Below are 16,865 nucleotides of genomic sequence, written 5' to 3' on the forward strand. Positions count from 1 at the left end.
GATGATGGCCCATTGGGTCATTACCTGACCTAATGGCTGTCTAGGTTGTCCCCATGACTTCCTCCTCATCTCTGTCGTCCGCTCCATCCGGACCCGCGGCGTCCCCGGACCCGTCGGACCGGCGGCGCTGGTTCGCGCTCGCCATCGTGATGACCGCGGCCTTCATGGACCTGGTCGACGTCACGATCGTCAACATCGCGATACCGAGCATCCGGGAGGACACCGGAGCCTCGTTCACCTCGATCCAGTGGATCACCGCCGGATACGCCCTGGCCTTCGCCGCCGGTCTGATCACCGGTGGCCGCCTGGGCGACATCTACGGCCGCAAGCGGCTGTTCCTCATCGGCATCGGCGGCTTCACCCTGGCCTCCGCGCTCTGCGGCTTCGCCGTCAACCCGGAGATGCTGGTGGCCTCCCGCATCCTCCAGGGCGGCACCGCCGCGCTGATGGTGCCGCAGGTGCTGTCGATCGTGCACGCCACCTTCCCGGCGCACGAGCGCGGCAAGGTCTTCGGCCTCTTCGGCGCGATCGTCGGCCTCGGAGCGGTCTCCGGACCGCTGCTGGGCGCGCTGCTCACCGAGTGGAACATCGCCGGGCTCGAATGGCGGCCGATCTTCCTGATCAACCTGCCCGTCGGCATCGCCGGTCTGCTCCTCGGCCGGAAGTTCATCACCGAGTCCAAGGCCCCGAAGGCGCTCCGGCTCGACCTGGTCGGCGTCTTCCTGGTCACTCTCGGCATGCTGATGCTGATCTACCCGCTGACCCGTGGCCACGAGCTGGGCTGGCCGCTCTGGGGCCACCTCTCGATGGCCGGAAGCCTGCTGGTCTTCCTCGCGCTGGTGCTGTTCGAGCGGGCCAAGAAGCGGCGGAGCGGATCGCCGCTGATCGAACTGGACCTGTTCCGGGTCAAGAGCTTCGCCGCGGGCATCGCCGTCCAGCTGACCTTCGGCGTCGGGCTCGGCATCTTCTTCCTGGTCTGGACGCTGTACATGCAGATGGGGCTCGGCTGGAGCGCGCTGCGGGCCGGCCTGACCGGGGTGCCGTTCTCGGTCGCCGTCTCGGTCGCCGCCGGGATCTCCGTGCAGAAGCTGGTGCCCCGGTTCGGCCGCAAGGTCCTCCAGGCCGGTGCGCTGCTGATGGTCACGGGTCTGCTGATCTACATCTGGGAGTCCGACCACTACGGCATGGCGATCACGTCCTGGCAGATGATCCTGCCGCTGACCGTCATGGGGCTCGGCATGGGTCTGATCGTGGCGCCGCTGACCGACGCGGTCCTGTCCGAGGTGCCGAAGGAGCACGCCGGCTCGGCCTCCGGGCTGATCAACACCGTCCAGCAGATGGGCAACGCGCTCGGGCTCGGGCTGGTCTCGGTCGTCTTCCTCGGCGCGATCGGCGACCGGCTGATGCCGCAGGAGGTGGGCCCGGCGTTCGCCGAGGCGTTCCGCCACTCGCTGTGGTGGGTGGCCGGGGTGCTCGCGGTGATCTTCCTGGTGATGTTCGCGCTGCCCGCGCGGCCGCGCCAGCACCTGGAGGGCGGCGACGAGCCCGACGCGGGCGCCGCCGACCTTGCCCCTCACAACGCCTCCGAGGACGCCGGGGCGGCGACGGACGGCGTCGAGGACGCCAGGAAGCCCGCGCTGACTCCCTGACGACGACCGGCCTCCACCTCTCTGACGACCGGCCTCCGCGCCGCACACGGTGCCCGCGCCCCGCTCCGGGGCGCGGGCACCGTCATGTCCACGTGGTCCGGATCGCGGGGCGCGGCCCCGGTCAGCAGATGTGGGTGCGGTTCTCCATCACGCCGCGCGCGGTGTCCTCGTCCCCGTACACCTCGCACATGTGGCGGCCGTCCGGGGTGGCCGTGTGCTCGACCTCCCACAGGCTCGTCTCGCTGCCGTCGAGCAGCAGGAAGGCGTGCTCGTACAGGGTGAACCCGGCGTCCCGCCCCTCCACCTGGCAGTGGCGGCCGCAGACCTGGGTGATGTGGTGGGCGAAGGCGGCGCGCAGCAGCCGGGCGGTCTCCTCGCCGGGACCGTCGCTGTTCTCGGCGCGGCGCAGGACGCGGCGGGCGTGGTCGGCGGAGTTGTCCGGCGCGTACTCCCGGGGGAGCGGGGCCGGGGGAGCCGCCATCAGGAACGAGAGCGTCTCCAGGTCGGTCTGGACCGCGTCGTCCGCGAAGACCGGGACGTCGCCGAGGCTGCCCGCCAGCCGGGCCGCGGCCACCTGGGCGTCGCCCTCGTCGTCGTACAGCTCGTGGTGCGTGAGGGCGGGCTCCGTACGCGCCTGCGGGCCGGCCGTGCTCCGCGGCCCGCCGTGCACCAGCTCCCACAGGCTGAGCGCCGAACCGTCCGACAGGAGGTACGTGTGCCGGTAGGTTTCGCGGTGGAGCACGGAACTGTGGTGCGAGGAGTGCAGGGAACTGCTGTGGGCGAGCGCGGTACCGAGTCTTTCGACCGTGCTGTCGGGCAGGTCGAAAGAGTTGAGTGCCCGTCGCAGGAGTCGGTCGAGGTGCTGCTCGGTTGTCTCGTACGGATCGCTCAAGGTGCTGTCTCCAGGCCGTCGCCGCGTGTTACTTGCTGCGTGCTTAACGTAGTCCCTGGGGCCGACATCGTGGCCGGGGTTCGGGAAAACGTATGGCGCACAAGGATGGTTCCTGATGGTTCGTCCGAATGTCCGAACTGCCCTATCCGGCGGGCAAGTCGGGAGCCGGAGGCCCGTCCCCCGGCGCGGGCGAGGGGCGCGCCCGTATGCCGTACAGGTCGCTGTACGAGGGGTAACAGCCGCCACCGGGGCGGGCGTCGACGCCGTGCGCCGCGCGGACCCCCTTCACGATGGCCCGCGCCAGCACCTCCGCCCCGGCCGCCAGCAGCTCGTTGAACGGCGCGGGGCCGCCCGGGGCGAGCGGCAGGGCACCCGTGGCCAGCGCGAAGACGGTGTCCCCGTCGGTGAGCAGATGCACCGGGCGCACGGCGCGCGCGAGCCCGTCGTGCGCCGTGCCCGCGAGCTTCTGCGCCTGCGCCCGGGTGAGGTCGGCGTCCGTGGCGACCACGGCCAGTGTGGTGTTGAGCGGCGGCCGGGCGTTGGCCTCCCGCAACTCGGCCAGGCGGTCCGCCGCCGCGCGCACGGTGTCGGGCGCCGGGTGGTGCGCCGGCGCTCCGGCGGCGCCGTACTCCCCGTACAGCACGCCGGTGCGCGGATCGACGACCGAACCCGCCGCGTTCACCGCCGCGAGCGCGGCCACCGTGATCCCGGAGGGCAGCCGGAGGCTCGCGGTGCCCACGCCGCCCTTGAGTGAACCGGCCACCGCCCCCGTGCCGGCCCCCACGCATCCCTCGGGGACCGGCGCCCCCGGCCCCGTACCCGCCGCGTCCTCCACCGCGGCGCGGCCCGTTGCGGCATCCGGGCGGGCCCGCCAGTCACCGCCCCGCCCCAGGTCGAAGAGGCAGGCGGCCGGGATGACCGGCACCACCTGGGCGGGATCGGGGCCGACCCGCACCCCGCGCCCCCGCTCCTCCAGCCAGGCCATCACGCCGGACGCCGCGTCCAGCCCGTACGCGCTGCCGCCGGTCAGGACCACGGCGTCGATCCGCTGCACCAGGTTGCGCGGATCGAGCGCGTCCGTCTCCCGGGTGCCGGGGCCGCCACCGCGTACGTCGACGGCCGCGACGACGCCGCCCTCGGGGGCCAGGACCACGGTCGTCCCGCTCAGCGCGCCCGCGCCGGGCACCTGGGCATGACCGACGCACAGCCCCGCCACATCGGTCAGCGCGTCCAGCGGTCCGGCAGCGGGCGGTCCGGAGTCCAGCGGTCCGGTAGTGGGCGGTCCGGAGCCGAGCGGTCCGGTAGCGGGTGGTCCGGAGTCGAGCGGCCCGGCAGCGGGCGGTCCGGAGTCCAGTGGTCCGGTAGTGGGCGGTCCGGTGCGCTCCGCCGGTCCCCGGGGTGCTTCCGTCATCCGCAGCTCCTCATCACGCCGCCCTGCCCGCACACCGCGCTCAGTCCGCCGCCGACACGGACCGCCGGGACAGCAGCACCCCGGCGGCCACCGCAGCCGAGGCCACCAGACCGGCCGCGAGCACCGCCCACCCGCCGACGAACGTGCAGGCCAGGATGGCCGCTGCGGCCACGGGGAGCGGCAACTGCTCCGCGAGGTCGCGCTTGAAGTGGCGGGCGTGCAGCGCCCATACCGTCAGCAGGAAGAGCGCGGAGGGGAGGGTCACCGCGGCGGCGGCCACCGTGGTCGGGACATGTGCCTTGCCCACGGCCTCCTCCACCGAGACCTCGATGCCCGCGCCGATGGCCGCCGCGGAACCGAGGATCAGATAGTGCCCGTACCCCCAGAGGAACGCTTCCCTGCTTCCGCGCAGGTAGTCATGGATCGGCACGGCGAAATAGATCCACCAGGCGGAGAAGACGATCAGCAGCCCGCCCGCGGCGATCGGCAGCAGCTCGCCGAGCGCGTCGTGCTCGTCCAGCGCCTCCTGCACCGCGATCGTGGCCGACGCGATCGACTCGCCCAGCACGATGATCGTGAACAGCCCGTACCGCTCCCCGATGTGATGCGGATGCCAACTCGTCGGCCGGTCGCGCTCGGCGACCGCCGGAACGGTGATCTCCGCGAGCACGAGCACGACGAACACGGCGGCCCGGACCCCGACGGAGGCGTTGCCGGGCAGGAACAGCATGGCGATCCAGCCGAGCTGCACCAGCGTGATCCCGGCGGCGTACCGCAGCGCGACCCGCCGCTCGGCGCCCCGGGTGCAGTGCGCGGCGCGCAGCCACTGACTGGTCAGCGCGAGCCGCATCACCACGTACCCGGCGACGACGACCGCCCAGTCGCCCTTGTCGAAGGCGCGCGGCACCCCGGCGGCGAGGACGAGCACCCCGGTGATCTGGACCAGCGTCACGACGCGGTACAGCGCGTCGTCGGTGTCGTACGCCGAGGCGAACCAGCTGAAGTTGACCCACGCCCACCAGATCGCGAAGAAGACGGCCGCGTAGCCGCCGATCCCGGCCAGGGCGTGGCCCCCGGCGACGGCGTGGACCAGCCGCGCGCCCGCCTGGGACACCGCGACCACGAAACAGAGGTCGAAGAAGAGTTCCAACGGCGTCGACACGCGGTGCTTCTCGGTACGGCTGCGAGCCGTCATGACAGGCATGGCAGCCAGCACACCAGACGCGCGCCACCCGGCCGGAGGGGGGACACCCCCGGACGGAGCAACGATTCACCCACCCGATCCGCAAAACGGGGGTAACCCCCATATACAGACCTATGTTGACGGAGTGACCGAGCCGCCAGACGCCCCCGCCGCCCCCGAACCCGCCCCCGCACAGGCCGACGGGCGCCGGGCCGACGCCCCGGGCACCGGCGGCACGCGCGCCGCCGGACCACGCACCGCCGGTCCGCGGACCGGCGCCGGTTCCCGTTCCGTCGCCGGCCGCGCGACCGCGGCCGGAACCGCCGTCTCCGTCCTGCTGATCCTGGCCATCGTGTTCGGCAGCCGGCTGCTGGAGAACTTCGACTCCGCCCTCCTCCCGTACGCCGTCGCCACCGTCTTCCTCGCCTTCGGCGTCGCCTACCGCTACACGGTCTGGGTCTCCGCCCCCGGCGCCCGGCGGCTGTTCAAGCAGGGCTGGCGGAGCTTCTTCTCGGCGGCCAACTTCCGCAAGGCGCCCACCGCGCTGCCCCGGATGATCGCCACCTACCTCGGCTTCCAGAAGTTCCTCGGCGCCCGCTCGCACGCCCGCTGGGCCGCCCACCAGCTGATCTTCTGGGGCTGTGTCCTGGCCGCGCTGATCACCTTCCCGCTGACCTGGGGCTGGTTCACCTTCACCTCCGGCAGCGGCTCGGGCCCCGGCTACGAGATGCGGATCTGGGGGTTCAAGATCCTCGGCTTCGACTCCCTCTCCGTCCCGGGCTGGCTGATGTTCCACGGCCTGGACATCGCCGCCGTGCTCGTCATCCCCGGCGCCGCGTACTTCCTGTGGCGCCGGATGAAGGACCGCGGCGCCATCACCGGGCAGCGCTTCGGCTACGACCTGGTACCGCTGATCGCGCTCATCGTCATCTCGGTGACCGGTCTGCTGCTCACCTTCTCCTCGATCTTCCTGCACGGTGGCGGTTACCAGTTCCTGGCCGTCCTCCACATGGTGGCGGTGGTGTTCACCCTCATCTACATCCCGTTCGGGAAGTTCTTCCACATCGTCCAGCGCCCGGCCGCGGTCGGCATGCATCTGTTCAAGTACACCGCCCGGCGGGACGAGGAGGTCCGGGGCTGCCGCCGCTGCGAGGAGCCCATCGACACCGGGCCGTACGTCGAGAACCTGCGCGGCACCATGCGCGACCTCGACCTCGGCTTCGACGAGTGGGCCGAGTACTGCCCGCGCTGCAAGCGGGTACTGCGCGGCAGCGCCTATCTCTCCCAGGTGAAGAAGGGCTTCAAGTGACCGCGGACCCGCGCCCGGCCGACCCCGGTGCCACCGTCCCCCGTACCGGCTCCGGCTTCCGTACGGCCGTACCGCTCGACCCGGCGCTCGCCCCGCCCGGCACCCGGGCCTTCCGCGACGCCGGAGGCATCCCCGCCGACCAGTGGCGCGCCGACCAGGAGGGCGAGACGCTCGTCCCCACCCACTGCTGCTTCTGCGGGGTGCAGTGCGGGATGTATCTCCGCGTCGACCACGGCGGCAAGGTCTTCGGCGTCGAACCCCGCAACCACGACATCAACCGGATGCGACTCTGCCCCAAGGGCATCAACGCGTACCAGCAGGTCAACCACCCCGACCGGCTCACCGCCCCGCTGTTGCGCCGCTCCCGCGACGAAGCGTTCCGCGAGGTCTCCTGGGACGAGGCGCTGGACTTCACCGTCTCCGAGATCAAGCGCATCCAGCACAGCTACGGGAACGACGCCTTCGGGCTCCTCGGCGGCGCCAGCCTCTTCTCCGAGAAGACCTATCTGGTCGGCAAGTTCGCCCGGGTCGCCCTCAAGTCCCGGCACGTCGACTACAACGGGCGGCTCTGCATGGTCAGCGCCGCCGGTGCCAACAAGCTGGCCTTCGGCATCGACCGGGCCGGGAACCCCTTCTCCGACATCCTGCTCACCGACTGCCTGCTGATCGCCGGCTCCAACGTCGGCGAGTGCTTCCCCGTGATGACCCAGTACGTGTGGGGAGCCCGGGACCGCGGCGCGAGCCTGATCGTGATCGACCCCCGGGAGACCGCGATCGCCCGCACCGCCGACATCCACGTCGCGCTCAGGCCCGGCACCGACTCGGCGTTCTTCAACTCCGTGCTCCACGTCGTCGTCGAGGAGGGCCTCACCGACGAGGCATACCTCGCCGCCCACACCACCGGCTGGGCGGAGGTGAAGGCCAAGGTCGCCGAGTACCCGCCGGCCCGCGCCGCCGGGATCTGCGGCATCCCCGCCGAACAGATCGTCCAGGTCGCCCGCACCTTCGCCCGCGCGCCCAGGGCGATGGCCTGGCACGCCCGGGGCATCGAGCACCACTCGCAGGGCGTCGAGAACTGCCTCACCGTGATCAACCTCTGCGCCGCCACCGGGCAGATCGGCAGGCCCGGCGCCGGGTACGGCACCCTCACCGGCCAGGGCAACGGCCAGGGCGGCCGGGAGCACGGGCAGAAGGCCGACCTCCTCCCCGGCGGCCGCTCGATCATGAACGAGGAACACCGGCGGCAGATCTGCGAGATCTGGGGCATCGAGGAGTCCGAACTCCCGCCCGCCGGCACCTCGATGATGGAGATGGTCTGGCAGATGCAGCGCGGCGAGATCCGCGGACTGATCGGCATCTGCAACAACCCCTTCGTCTCCCTCCCCAACTACCGGGTGGTCAAGGACGGGTACGACACCACCGAGTTCCACGCCCAGTTCGACTTCTTCCTCTCCGAGACCGCCGCCAACGCCCACGTCGTCTTCCCCGTCACCACCTGGGCCGAGGACGAAGGGGTGATGGCCAACGCCGAGGCCCGGGTCGTCAAGCACAACAAGGCCCAGGACCCGCCGCCCGGCGTACGCACCGACACCTGGGTGATGTGCGAACTCGCCAGGCGGCTCGGCGCGGGCGACAAGTTCGCCTTCGCCAACTCCCGCGAGGTCTTCGACGAACTGCGGATCGCCTCCGCCGGCACCGTCAACGACTACTACGGCATCACCTACGAACGCCTGGAGGAGACCGGCGGAATCGCCTGGCCCTGCCCCACCACCGACCACCCCGGCACCCCCCGGCTCTTCGAGGACGGGAAGACCTACCACCCCGACGGCAGGATCCATCTCCAGGTCGTCGAGTGGCACGCCCCGATGGACCCGTACGACGACGAGTACCCCATGAGCCTCACCACCGGGCGGACCGTCGCGCACTTCCTCTCCGGCAACCAGACCCGGCGCCTGGGCGCCCTCGTCGAACAGACCCCGCGCCCCTGGGCCGAGCTCCACCCCTCCCACGGCTTCCGCAACGGCGAACCGGTCCGGGTCATCACCCGGCGAGGCAGCGAGGTGTTCCCCGCGCTGGTCACCGAGGCGATCCGCCCCGACACCGTCTTCGTCCCGTACCACTGGCCCGTCCCCACCGCGGCCAACGCGCTCACCATCGACGCCCTCGACCCCCGCTCCAAGATCCCCGAGTACAAGGTGTGCGCCTGCCGCATCGAGCACGCCGAGACGATCGACGAGGTCCCCGCACCCCCCGTAGCACCCGGCCACGTCGCCTATCCGGAGACCCAGGTCTCCCGCACCGACCCGCTGCCGCCCACCTCCCCGCAGGGGCGCGGCACCTCGGAGAGGAGCTGAACGCCCATGATGGGCCGAACGATCTTCATCGACCCGGGGCGCTGCATCGGCTGCCAGGCATGCGTCTCCGCCTGCCGGGAGTGCGACTCGCACCGCGGAAAATCGATGATCCACCTCGACTACACCGACGAGGGCCATTCGGTGGCCTCCCTTCCCACGGTCTGCATGCACTGCGAGGACCCCGTCGCCCCCTGCGCCGAGGTCTGCCCCGCTGACGCGATCCTGGTGACCGCCGACGGCGTGGTCCAACAGGCCGACACCACCCGCTGCATCGGCTGCGCCAACTGCGTCAACGCCTGCCCCTTCGGCGTACCGAAGATCGACCTGCGGGCGAAGCTCCAGATGAAGTGCAACCTCTGCTACGACCGCACCGCCTACGGCCTCGCCCCCATGTGCGCCACGGTCTGCCCGACCGGCGCCCTGTTCTACGGGACCGTCGAGGAACTCCAGGCCGAGCGCCCCGGCGTCCAGGTCGCCGACACCTTCACCTTCGGCCGGAGCGAGGTGCGCACCGGCGTGGCCATGGTCGTGCCCGCCGACCGGGTCCAGTGGCCGGTGCCCGGCGGCCTCCCCGTCGTCGAGATCAATGGGAAGGACGTCCGCCGATGAGCGTCACCGACCAGCCGCCGGCCGGGGACCCGCGCGAAGCCCTGCACGACCGGATCGCCGCGGACTCCCTCACCACCCGGCGCGACTACCTCCGGATCGTGACGACCGTTTCCGGCGGGCTCGCCGTCGGCGGCCTCGGCGTGGCCGCCGGGATCCTGCCGCGCCACGGTGAACTGGAGGACGCCAAGGCGCCCGCGCCGAAGCGGATCGCCGCCCAGCTCCTGCCCGGGGAGTCCCTCTCCTTCCGCTACCCGCAGGAGGAGGACCGGGCGGTCGCCGTACGGCTGGACGACGGCACCCTCGTCGGCTACTCCGCGATCTGCACCCACCTCGCCTGCGCCGTGCTGTGGCGCAAGGACCGGGGGACCGAGGGCGAGCTGTACTGCCCCTGCCACGAGGGGATCTTCGACGCCCGCACCGGCGAGGTCACCGCCGGTCCGCCGCCCCGCCCGCTGCCCAAGGTGGTGCTCGCCGAACAGCCCGACGGCAGCATCTGGGCGGTCGGCACGACGCGCTCCGGCGAGAGCGTCCAGCACGGCCTGTGCCGTCAGCTCGGCGAGAACCGTCCGGACCTCGCCTCCCGGATCGGCTGCCCGAACGTCAGGGACGGCGGCGCGGAGGCCCCCGACAGCGGCACCGCCGCCGGTCACCCGGGCAGGCCGTCATGACCGGCTCCCCGCAGCCCGGCGGCGACCGGCCCATGGGCCCGAGCGCGGGGGACCAGCGGTACCCGGAGTACCACCCGGGCAGCGCCCGCCCCGAGCTGAACCGGCCCGTCCACGAGCGCTACCCGCAGATCCGGGCCACCAGCGGCTACGGCGACCCCCGGGTCCGCCACACCGGGCCCGGCCCGGGGGCCGGCACCGACCAGGAGCCCGAGCGGTCCTCGAAGCTGACGGCCCGGCTGACCCTCGCCATGACGGTGGTCATCGGCCAGCTCTGGGGGCTGACCGTCGTCATCGACTCCTGGATGGAGGGCCGCACCGGAACCGCCTGGTGGGGCGCGGGCTTCCTCTGCCTGTCGTTCCTCGTCGTCCTCGTGCTGTGGCTGATCGACCCGAAGGACCGCTGACCGCCGCCGTACCCTTGACGTATGAGTACCGCCCCCGCCCCCGGCCCGCGTGATCCGGAGCAGCAGCCGGCTCCGAAACCGAGACCGGCGCTGGTCTTCGACGATCCGCTGGACCAGCAGTCCTCGGACGATACGGACCAGGGATGGGGAGAGCGGGCCCCGGCCGGTGGCAGCGCCGCCGATCTGGCGCGCTTCCTCGACGAGAAGCCGCCCCACCACATCTGACGTTCCGCGCCGTGGTGGTCGGGTGGCGCCGCCACCCGCTCCCACGGCGCCGGGGTCACCCCGTCGGGCCGCCGCGCTGGGCGACCAGGGTGTCCCGGATCTCCTTCAGCACCTCCAGCTCGCTCACCTCCAGCGTCTCCTGGACGCCGTCCTTCGCCGCCTGCATCGCCGCCCGCCTGGCGAGGTACTTCGACATCGGCAGGATCAGCAGGAAGTAGACGACCGCGGCCGTGATCACGAAGCCGATCGCGGCACTGAGCACCGACCCCCACAGGATGCGGATGCCCTCGGTCGCCTCGCCCGTCTTCGGGTCCGTGACGCACGGACCCTTGAGGCAGGAGCTGTAGCTCTCCAGGTCCTTGGTGCCGAACGCACCGACCAGCGGATTGATGACGCCCTTGACGAACGCGTTCACGATCTGGGTGAACGCGGCGCCGATGACGACCGCGACCGCGAGATCGACGACATTGCCGCGGGTCAGGAAGGCTTTGAACCCTTCCAGCAGACCGACCTTCTTCTCCTTCACGGATGAGCCTTCCTTCGCATGTGCCGTGGACCGAGCAGACTCGGGTGAAATGTACGGCAGTAAGCGGAGAAAACACCCCATTCCGATGCGCGGCAAGGTGAAGTGATCGGCCGCCAGTACGAATGAAGCTCAGCACAGGGTCACCGCCAGCGGGGACGAGATGGCCGCGCCCGCCAGTGCGGTGGCCGTGGACCGGGGGACGGACAGCACGATCAGCGCGCCGTCCCGGCCGGCGTCCTCGACCGGGGGCGGCGGCACCTCGGCGACCAGCGCCCCCTTGGCCAGCACCCGCACCCCGTCGCCGTCCCCGGCGCCGCTCCCGGGCCCGCCCCGCCCCGCCGAGACCACGTCGACCCGGTCGCCGGGGCGCAGGAGGCGCACCGCCCCCGCGTCCGCGATCCGGACCGGCGCGGAGACCCGCCGCCCCGGTGGCCGGGCCCGCTCCGGCACCTCGTCGGCCCCGCTCCCCGCCCCCGCCCCGTACGCGGCCGCCCCGCCCGGCGCCGTACCGCCTCCGCCCGGCACCGTGACGCCGAGCACGGCGGCCGTCAGGGCCAGCCCGGCGGCCAGCGCCCGACGCTGCCGCCACAGGGCCTGCCGCAACCGGCGCCCTCCGCCCCCGCGCACCCGTAACGGCTCGAAGGCGGGCACCTCACGCGTGGGCGGTACCGAGGAAGGAGCGGGTCGCGCGAAGGAGAAAGCGGCCGGAGGCGCGGCCGGGGCGGTCGACGGCGAGGAAGGAGGGGCGGTCGGCGGCAGCGGGGCATGGGGAGGGGAGGAAGGAAACACGGTGGGCACCACCTGTCGTGAGGAGATCCGGGCGGACTCCCCTCACGATCCACCGTCCGCGCGATCCCCGCCGGAGGCTGTGGACGCCCCCGGGATTGTGGACAACTCCGTCACCCACGCACGCCCCGACAGCCACCCGGACCACTCGGCCCACTCAGCCCATCCCGGACCACTCGACGCACCGGGGTCACCCGGGTCACACGGGTCACCCGGCCCACCCGGACCCCCGGATCACGGCAGCTCGAACCCCGGCTCCATGCCGTCCAGCGCGTGCGAGCACGGGCAGTCCCGGTCCGCCTCCGCGGGCAGCGCGGCGACCACGTCGAAGAGCACCGAACGCAGCCGGTCCACATTGGCCGCGAACACCTCCAGCACCTCCGCGTGCGAGACCCCCTCACCGGCCTCCGCGCCCGCGTCCAGGTCCGTCACCAGGGTCGTCGTCGTGTAGCAGAGCCCCAGCTCACGGGCGAGGACGGCCTCCGGGTGACCGGTCATCCCGACCACCGACCAACCCATCGCCGCATGCCAGCGCGACTCCGCCCGGGTCGAGAAGCGCGGGCCCTCGACGACCACCAGCGTCCCGCCGTCCACCGGCTCCCAGCCCTTCGCCCGCGCCGCCGCCAGCGCGGCCCGCCGCCCCTCGGGGCAGTACGGGTCGGCGAAGCCCAGGTGCAGCACGTTCGACCGCACGCCGTCGGCGCGGGGCTCCCCGTCGTAGAAGGTCTGCGTCCGGCTCTTGGTGCGGTCCACCATCTGGTCCGGGACGAGCAGCGTGCCCGGTCCGTACTCCGGGCGCAGGCCGCCCACCGCGCACGGGCCGAGCACCTGGCGCACCCCCACGGAGCGCAGGGCCCACAGGTTGGCCCGGTAGTTGATCCGGTGCGGCGGGAGATGGTGGCCGCGGCCGTGACGGGGGAGGAAGGCGACCCTGCGGCCGCCGACCTCGCCGAGGAAGAGGGAGTCGCTCGGTCGCCCGTACGGGGTGTCCACCTGGACCTCCGTCACGTCCTCCAGGAAGGAGTACAGGCCCGAACCGCCAATGACACCGATCTCTGCGTTCGCCATGCGATCACACTAACGGCGCCGGAAACACGGGAAGCCCCGGCCGGACGAACCGGCGGGGCTTCCCGGGAAAGAGTGTGGAGCGCGCTGCTCAGGCGGCCGACGTACCGCTCGTCGAGGACGCGGTGGACGTCGACGCCGAGGAAGAGGACGAGGCGGAGGAGGAGGACGACGAACCGGAGTCGGACGACGTCGAACCGGAACCGGACGTCTTCGTCGACGACGAGGCCGGCGTGCTGCTCGACGAGGAGCCGCGGCTGTCGTTCCGATAGAAACCGGAACCCTTGAAGACGATGCCGACCGCCGAGAACACCTTCTTCAGGCGTCCGTCGCAGTTCGGGCACACGGTAAGGGCGTCATCGGTGAACTTCTGCACCGCCTCGAGGCCCTCGCCACATTCGGTGCACTGGTACTGATAGGTCGGCACTTGCTCCTCCTGGCACTCTGACTCAATGAGTGCTAACGACGCTCCATACTGACGTATTCCGCTGCATCAGTCCACCGTGACCGGTTCCCGGTGACCGACGCCACGTGCCACGGTCCGCTCCTTCCCGGCCGGAATCAGCCGGGAACGCAGCCCCACCAGGGTGAACAGCGCCAGGACCGTACCGACCAGCGGCACCAGGAATCCGGTGCTCGCCCCGTGGGCGTCCGCGAGCCGCCCGGCCACCGTCACCGCGGCCGCCTGGCCGAGCGCCACCGAGCCCGTGAGCCAGGTGAACGCCTCGGTCCGGGCGGATCCCGGCACCAGCGACTCGACCAGCGTGTACCCGCTGATCAGGGCCGGGGCGATGGAGAGCCCCACCAGCAGACCGAGACCGGCCAGCAGCGGCACCGAGTGCACCGCCCACAGCCCGGACGCGGTCAGGGCCAGTGCCGTGTACCCGGCGATCAGCCGGCGGCGCGGGCCGCTCTTCCAGGCGATGGCGCCGCAGGCGATCCCGGCGAGCATGTTGCCCGCCGCGAAGACCCCGTACAGCAGTCCGTTGGCCCCGGGGCGGCCGATCTCCTCGGCGAAGGCGGTCAGCGAGACCTGCATCCCGCCGAAGACCGCGCCGATGCCGAGGAAGGCCACCGCGAGCACCCGTACGCCCGGTACGGACAGGGCGGAGGCGTGCCGCTCGGCGGGGCCGCCGGTGGTGGCGCGCACCGCCGGCTGGGTGCGGTGCTGCGCGGCGAAGAGCAGCCCGCCCAGCAGGGTCAGCGCGGCCTCGGTGACCAGCCCGGCCGCCGGGTGCACCCCGGTGCACAGCGCGGTGGCCAGCACCGGGCCGATGACGAAGGTGAACTCGTCCGTCACGGACTCGAAGGCCGCGGCGGTGGGCAGCAGCGGTGAGGCCGAGCGCCCCGGGGCCGCCCCCAGCAGCGCCGCCCAGCGGGCCCGCACCATGGGGCCGACCTGCGGAACGGACGCGCCCGTGGGCACGGCCGCCAGGAACAGGGCCCACAGCGGCGCACCCGCCAGCGCCAGCGCGGTCAGCGCCGACACCGACGCCGCGTGCGCCACGACGCCGGGCAGGAGCACGGCGCGCTGCCCGAACCGGTCGGCGAGCTTGCCGGTCTGCGGCGCGAACAGCGCCATGGAGACACCGGTGACGGCGGCGACGGCGCCCGCGCTGCCGTACGAGCCGGTGGTGTGCTGGACCAGGAGCACGATGCCGATGGTCAGCATCGCGAAGGGCTGCCGTGCGGCGAAGCCGGGGAGAAGGAAGGTCCACGCACCGGGGGTGCGCAGCAACTGCCCGTATCCGGGGCGGTCGGTGACCGTGGACGCCACGGTCCATGCCTTTCTGCCGCCTGGTGGCCGGGCATCCGCCGGTCGTCGGCACGGGGCGCCGACGGGCTCGTACGGGTGCTGCCGAGAGCTGTCCTCTTCGCGCGGAACTGCGGTAGATGCCGGGCGCTCAGCAGAGGCGGAGGACGCCACGACCGCCATACGGTCGCGCCAGCTCTGCGTCAGGCAGAGTTGGTCGTTCGGGTTGGTCGATCGGGCCGGCCGACCCCGTACCGGGGACGGACAGCTTCCTTCATGGTACAGGCAGGGGCCCTTGTGAACCTGTGAATGTGTGTGTGGGCCCCTGCCCGGACCGAGGACTCAGACGCCCCGGTGCTGTGCCTTCGGTGGCCCGCCGGTTCCCAGCCAGCCCGCGAGCTTGCCGCCCTCGCCGACCGCGCGCAGCCGTTCCTCCGCCGCGTCGCGCACCGGATCGGTGGCGACCACCAGCAGCTCGTCGCCGTGGCGCAGGACCGTGGACGGGGCGGGCACGAAACTCTTCCCGTCCCGCACCACGAGGGTGACGGCGGCCCCGGACGGCAGTCGCAGCTCGCCGACCTCCACGCCGTGCATCTTCGACCGGCCGGGGATCGCCACGGAGAGCAGATGGCCGCGCAGCCGCTCCAGCGGCGCCGACTCGATGCCCAGGTCGGCGGTCTCGCCCGGATCGTCGGCGATCCTCAGGGCCTTCGCCAGCCAGGGCAGGGTCGGCCCCTGGATGAGGGTGTAGACGATGACGAGGACGAAGACGATGTTGAAGATCCGGGTGGAGCCCTCGACGCCGGAGACCATCGGAATGGTCGCCAGGATGATCGGCACGGCGCCGCGCAGCCCGGCCCAGGACATCAGCGCCTTCTCCTGCCAGGGCAGCTTGAACGGTGCCAGCGAGACGAAGACCTCCAGCGGGCGCGCGACCACGGTCAGCACCAGGCCCACGATGACCGCGGGCCAGAAGTCGTCGAGCAGGTCGTGCGGGGTGACCAGGAGGCCGAGCAGGACGAACATCCCGATCTGGGCCAGCCAGCCGAGCCCGTCCGCGAAGCCGCGGGTGGCCGGCCAGTGCGGCAGCTTGGCGTTGCCGAGGATCATCGAGGCCAGGTACACGGCGAGGAAGCCGCTGCCGTGGACCATCGCGCCCGCCGCGTACGCGGAGACGGCGATGGCCATCACGGCGATCGGGTAGAGACCGGAGGCGGGGAGCGCCACATGGCGCAGCCCGAACGAGCCGAGCCAGCCGACGGCGATGCCCACGGCGGCGCCGATGGCGAGCTCCAGGGCTATCTCGCCGATCAGGACGTACCAGCTGTCCACCGGGCCCCGGGTGGAGAAGGCGACGACCAGGATGACGACGGGGGCGTCGTTGAAGCCGGACTCCGCCTCCAGGACGCCGGTGACCCGGGCGGGCAGCGGCACCTTGCGGAGCACGGAGAAGACCGCCGCCGCGTCCGTCGACGAGACGACCGCGCCGATGATCAGCGCCTGCCGCCACTCCAGGCCGACCAGGTAGTGGGCCGCGGCCGCCGTGACGCCGACGCTGATCGCGACGCCGACCAGGGAGAGCATCGCCGCGGCGGGCAGCGCCGGGCGGATCTCCTTCCACTTCGTGCCCAGGCCGCCCTCGGCGAGGATCACGACCAGTGCGGCGTAGCCGATGACCTGGGTCAGCTCCGCGTTGTTGAACGAGACGTCGAAGAAGCCGTCCTGCCCCAGCGCGATCCCGATGCCCAGGTAGAGCAGCAGGCTGGGGAGCCCGCTGCGGGACGAGACGCGTACCGCCGCCACCGCGACGAGCAGGACGAGCGAGCAGACGAGCAGGAGTTCGTTGAGCGTGTGGACAGACAGTGGCCGTTCCTTTCCCCGCGTGCGCCTGCCGAGTCGGTCGATCCCCCGGTATCGATCTTCGGCATCGGCCATCTGCGGCCGGTACTTCGTTACCTTACCTAATCTTTAACGCTTTCTTGACGGGTTCAGGCATCCGTACGATCGCTCCGTCGTACGAGTCATCCGCAT

General features: G+C 72.1%; 16 protein-coding genes. 7 read left to right on the forward strand and 9 right to left on the reverse strand.

The genetic code is table 11. The features are described from left to right. The first annotated feature begins 53 nt into the window (after positions 1-53). Positions 54-1,649, forward strand: coding sequence for an MFS transporter (locus tag ACF08W_RS05430; protein ID WP_392278503.1), 1,596 nt, complete (start codon positions 54-56; stop codon positions 1,647-1,649). Positions 1,650-1,770: 121 nt separating this feature from the next. Here ACF08W_RS05430 and ACF08W_RS05435 read toward each other — a convergent pair whose 3' ends face one another. The 3 genes from ACF08W_RS05435 to ACF08W_RS05445 form a co-directional block, all read right to left on the reverse strand. Continuing rightward, positions 1,771-2,541: a DUF6227 family protein gene (locus tag ACF08W_RS05435; protein WP_352278146.1), complete on the reverse strand. Its 771-nt coding sequence runs from the start codon at positions 2,539-2,541 to the stop codon at positions 1,771-1,773. A gap of 142 nt (positions 2,542-2,683) precedes the next feature. Then, on the reverse strand, positions 2,684-3,952 hold the full coding sequence (locus tag ACF08W_RS05440; protein ID WP_392278504.1) for a P1 family peptidase: 1,269 nt from the start codon (positions 3,950-3,952) through the stop codon (positions 2,684-2,686). A gap of 40 nt (positions 3,953-3,992) precedes the next feature. Continuing rightward, positions 3,993-5,156, reverse strand: coding sequence for a low temperature requirement protein A (locus ACF08W_RS05445; RefSeq protein WP_392278505.1), 1,164 nt, complete (start codon positions 5,154-5,156; stop codon positions 3,993-3,995). 124 nt (positions 5,157-5,280) lie between these two features. On the opposite strand from ACF08W_RS05445, the gene ACF08W_RS05450 reads away from it, so the two are divergent. From ACF08W_RS05450 to ACF08W_RS05475, 6 genes are read left to right on the forward strand one after another with little or no spacing between them, the layout of a single operon-like run. Beyond that, positions 5,281-6,444, forward strand: a complete 1,164-nt coding sequence (locus tag ACF08W_RS05450) for an MFS transporter (protein ID WP_392278506.1) — start codon at positions 5,281-5,283, stop codon at positions 6,442-6,444. Beyond that, a complete protein-coding gene (locus tag ACF08W_RS05455) occupies positions 6,441-8,798 on the forward strand; it encodes a molybdopterin oxidoreductase family protein (protein WP_392278507.1) in 2,358 nt (785 codons plus the stop codon). Before ACF08W_RS05450 ends, ACF08W_RS05455 begins: the two co-directional genes overlap by 4 nt. 6 nt (positions 8,799-8,804) lie before the next feature. Next, positions 8,805-9,407: a 4Fe-4S dicluster domain-containing protein gene (locus ACF08W_RS05460; protein WP_352278151.1), complete on the forward strand. Its 603-nt coding sequence runs from the start codon at positions 8,805-8,807 to the stop codon at positions 9,405-9,407. Next, positions 9,404-10,075, forward strand: coding sequence for a ubiquinol-cytochrome c reductase iron-sulfur subunit (locus ACF08W_RS05465; RefSeq protein WP_392278508.1), 672 nt, complete (start codon positions 9,404-9,406; stop codon positions 10,073-10,075). Before ACF08W_RS05460 ends, ACF08W_RS05465 begins: the two co-directional genes overlap by 4 nt. A 32-nt stretch (positions 10,076-10,107) precedes the next feature. After that, positions 10,108-10,479, forward strand: a complete 372-nt coding sequence (locus ACF08W_RS05470) for a hypothetical protein (protein ID WP_392278645.1) — start codon at positions 10,108-10,110, stop codon at positions 10,477-10,479. 21 nt (positions 10,480-10,500) lie between these two features. Continuing rightward, on the forward strand, positions 10,501-10,704 hold the full coding sequence (locus tag ACF08W_RS05475; RefSeq protein WP_352278157.1) for a hypothetical protein: 204 nt from the start codon (positions 10,501-10,503) through the stop codon (positions 10,702-10,704). A gap of 55 nt (positions 10,705-10,759) precedes the next feature. Here ACF08W_RS05475 and ACF08W_RS05480 read toward each other — a convergent pair whose 3' ends face one another. The 6 genes from ACF08W_RS05480 to ACF08W_RS05505 all read right to left on the reverse strand — a co-directional run bounded on the left by ACF08W_RS05480 (position 10,760) and on the right by ACF08W_RS05505 (position 16,769). Beyond that, on the reverse strand, positions 10,760-11,230 hold the full coding sequence (locus ACF08W_RS05480) for an MscL family protein (protein ID WP_352278159.1): 471 nt from the start codon (positions 11,228-11,230) through the stop codon (positions 10,760-10,762). 129 nt (positions 11,231-11,359) lie between these two features. Next, a complete protein-coding gene (locus tag ACF08W_RS05485) occupies positions 11,360-11,833 on the reverse strand; it encodes a hypothetical protein (RefSeq protein WP_392278509.1) in 474 nt (157 codons plus the stop codon). Between the two features lie 417 nt (positions 11,834-12,250). Next, on the reverse strand, positions 12,251-13,084 hold the full coding sequence (locus ACF08W_RS05490) for an S-methyl-5'-thioadenosine phosphorylase (RefSeq protein ID WP_352278163.1): 834 nt from the start codon (positions 13,082-13,084) through the stop codon (positions 12,251-12,253). Between the two features lie 88 nt (positions 13,085-13,172). Next, positions 13,173-13,508: an FmdB family zinc ribbon protein gene (locus ACF08W_RS05495; protein WP_392278510.1), complete on the reverse strand. Its 336-nt coding sequence runs from the start codon at positions 13,506-13,508 to the stop codon at positions 13,173-13,175. 66 nt (positions 13,509-13,574) lie between these two features. Further along, positions 13,575-14,858 carry an MFS transporter gene (locus ACF08W_RS05500; RefSeq protein ID WP_392278511.1) on the reverse strand — a complete coding sequence of 428 codons (1,284 nt, stop codon included), beginning with the start codon at positions 14,856-14,858 and terminating at the stop codon, positions 13,575-13,577. Between the two features lie 318 nt (positions 14,859-15,176). After that, positions 15,177-16,769, reverse strand: coding sequence for a potassium/proton antiporter (locus ACF08W_RS05505; RefSeq protein ID WP_392278512.1), 1,593 nt, complete (start codon positions 16,767-16,769; stop codon positions 15,177-15,179). Positions 16,770-16,865 lie beyond the last annotated feature (96 nt).

The organism is Streptomyces sp. NPDC015144 (assembly GCF_043079735.1).
Classification (GTDB): Bacteria; Actinomycetota; Actinomycetes; order Streptomycetales; family Streptomycetaceae; genus Streptomyces.

Coding starts and splice junctions, on each gene's coding strand:
- ACF08W_RS05475 (WP_352278157.1), top strand. CDS start 10,501: ATGAGTACCGCCCCCGCCCCCGGCCCGCGTGATCCGGAGCAGCAGCCG.
- ACF08W_RS05440 (WP_392278504.1), bottom strand. CDS start 3,952: ATGACGGAAGCACCCCGGGGACCGGCGGAGCGCACCGGACCGCCCACT.
- ACF08W_RS05470 (WP_392278645.1), top strand. CDS start 10,108: ATGGGCCCGAGCGCGGGGGACCAGCGGTACCCGGAGTACCACCCGGGC.
- ACF08W_RS05505 (WP_392278512.1), bottom strand. CDS start 16,769: ATGGCCGATGCCGAAGATCGATACCGGGGGATCGACCGACTCGGCAGG.
- ACF08W_RS05445 (WP_392278505.1), bottom strand. CDS start 5,156: ATGCCTGTCATGACGGCTCGCAGCCGTACCGAGAAGCACCGCGTGTCG.
- ACF08W_RS05430 (WP_392278503.1), top strand. CDS start 54: ATGACTTCCTCCTCATCTCTGTCGTCCGCTCCATCCGGACCCGCGGCG.
- ACF08W_RS05490 (WP_352278163.1), bottom strand. CDS start 13,084: ATGGCGAACGCAGAGATCGGTGTCATTGGCGGTTCGGGCCTGTACTCC.
- ACF08W_RS05465 (WP_392278508.1), top strand. CDS start 9,404: ATGAGCGTCACCGACCAGCCGCCGGCCGGGGACCCGCGCGAAGCCCTG.
- ACF08W_RS05460 (WP_352278151.1), top strand. CDS start 8,805: ATGATGGGCCGAACGATCTTCATCGACCCGGGGCGCTGCATCGGCTGC.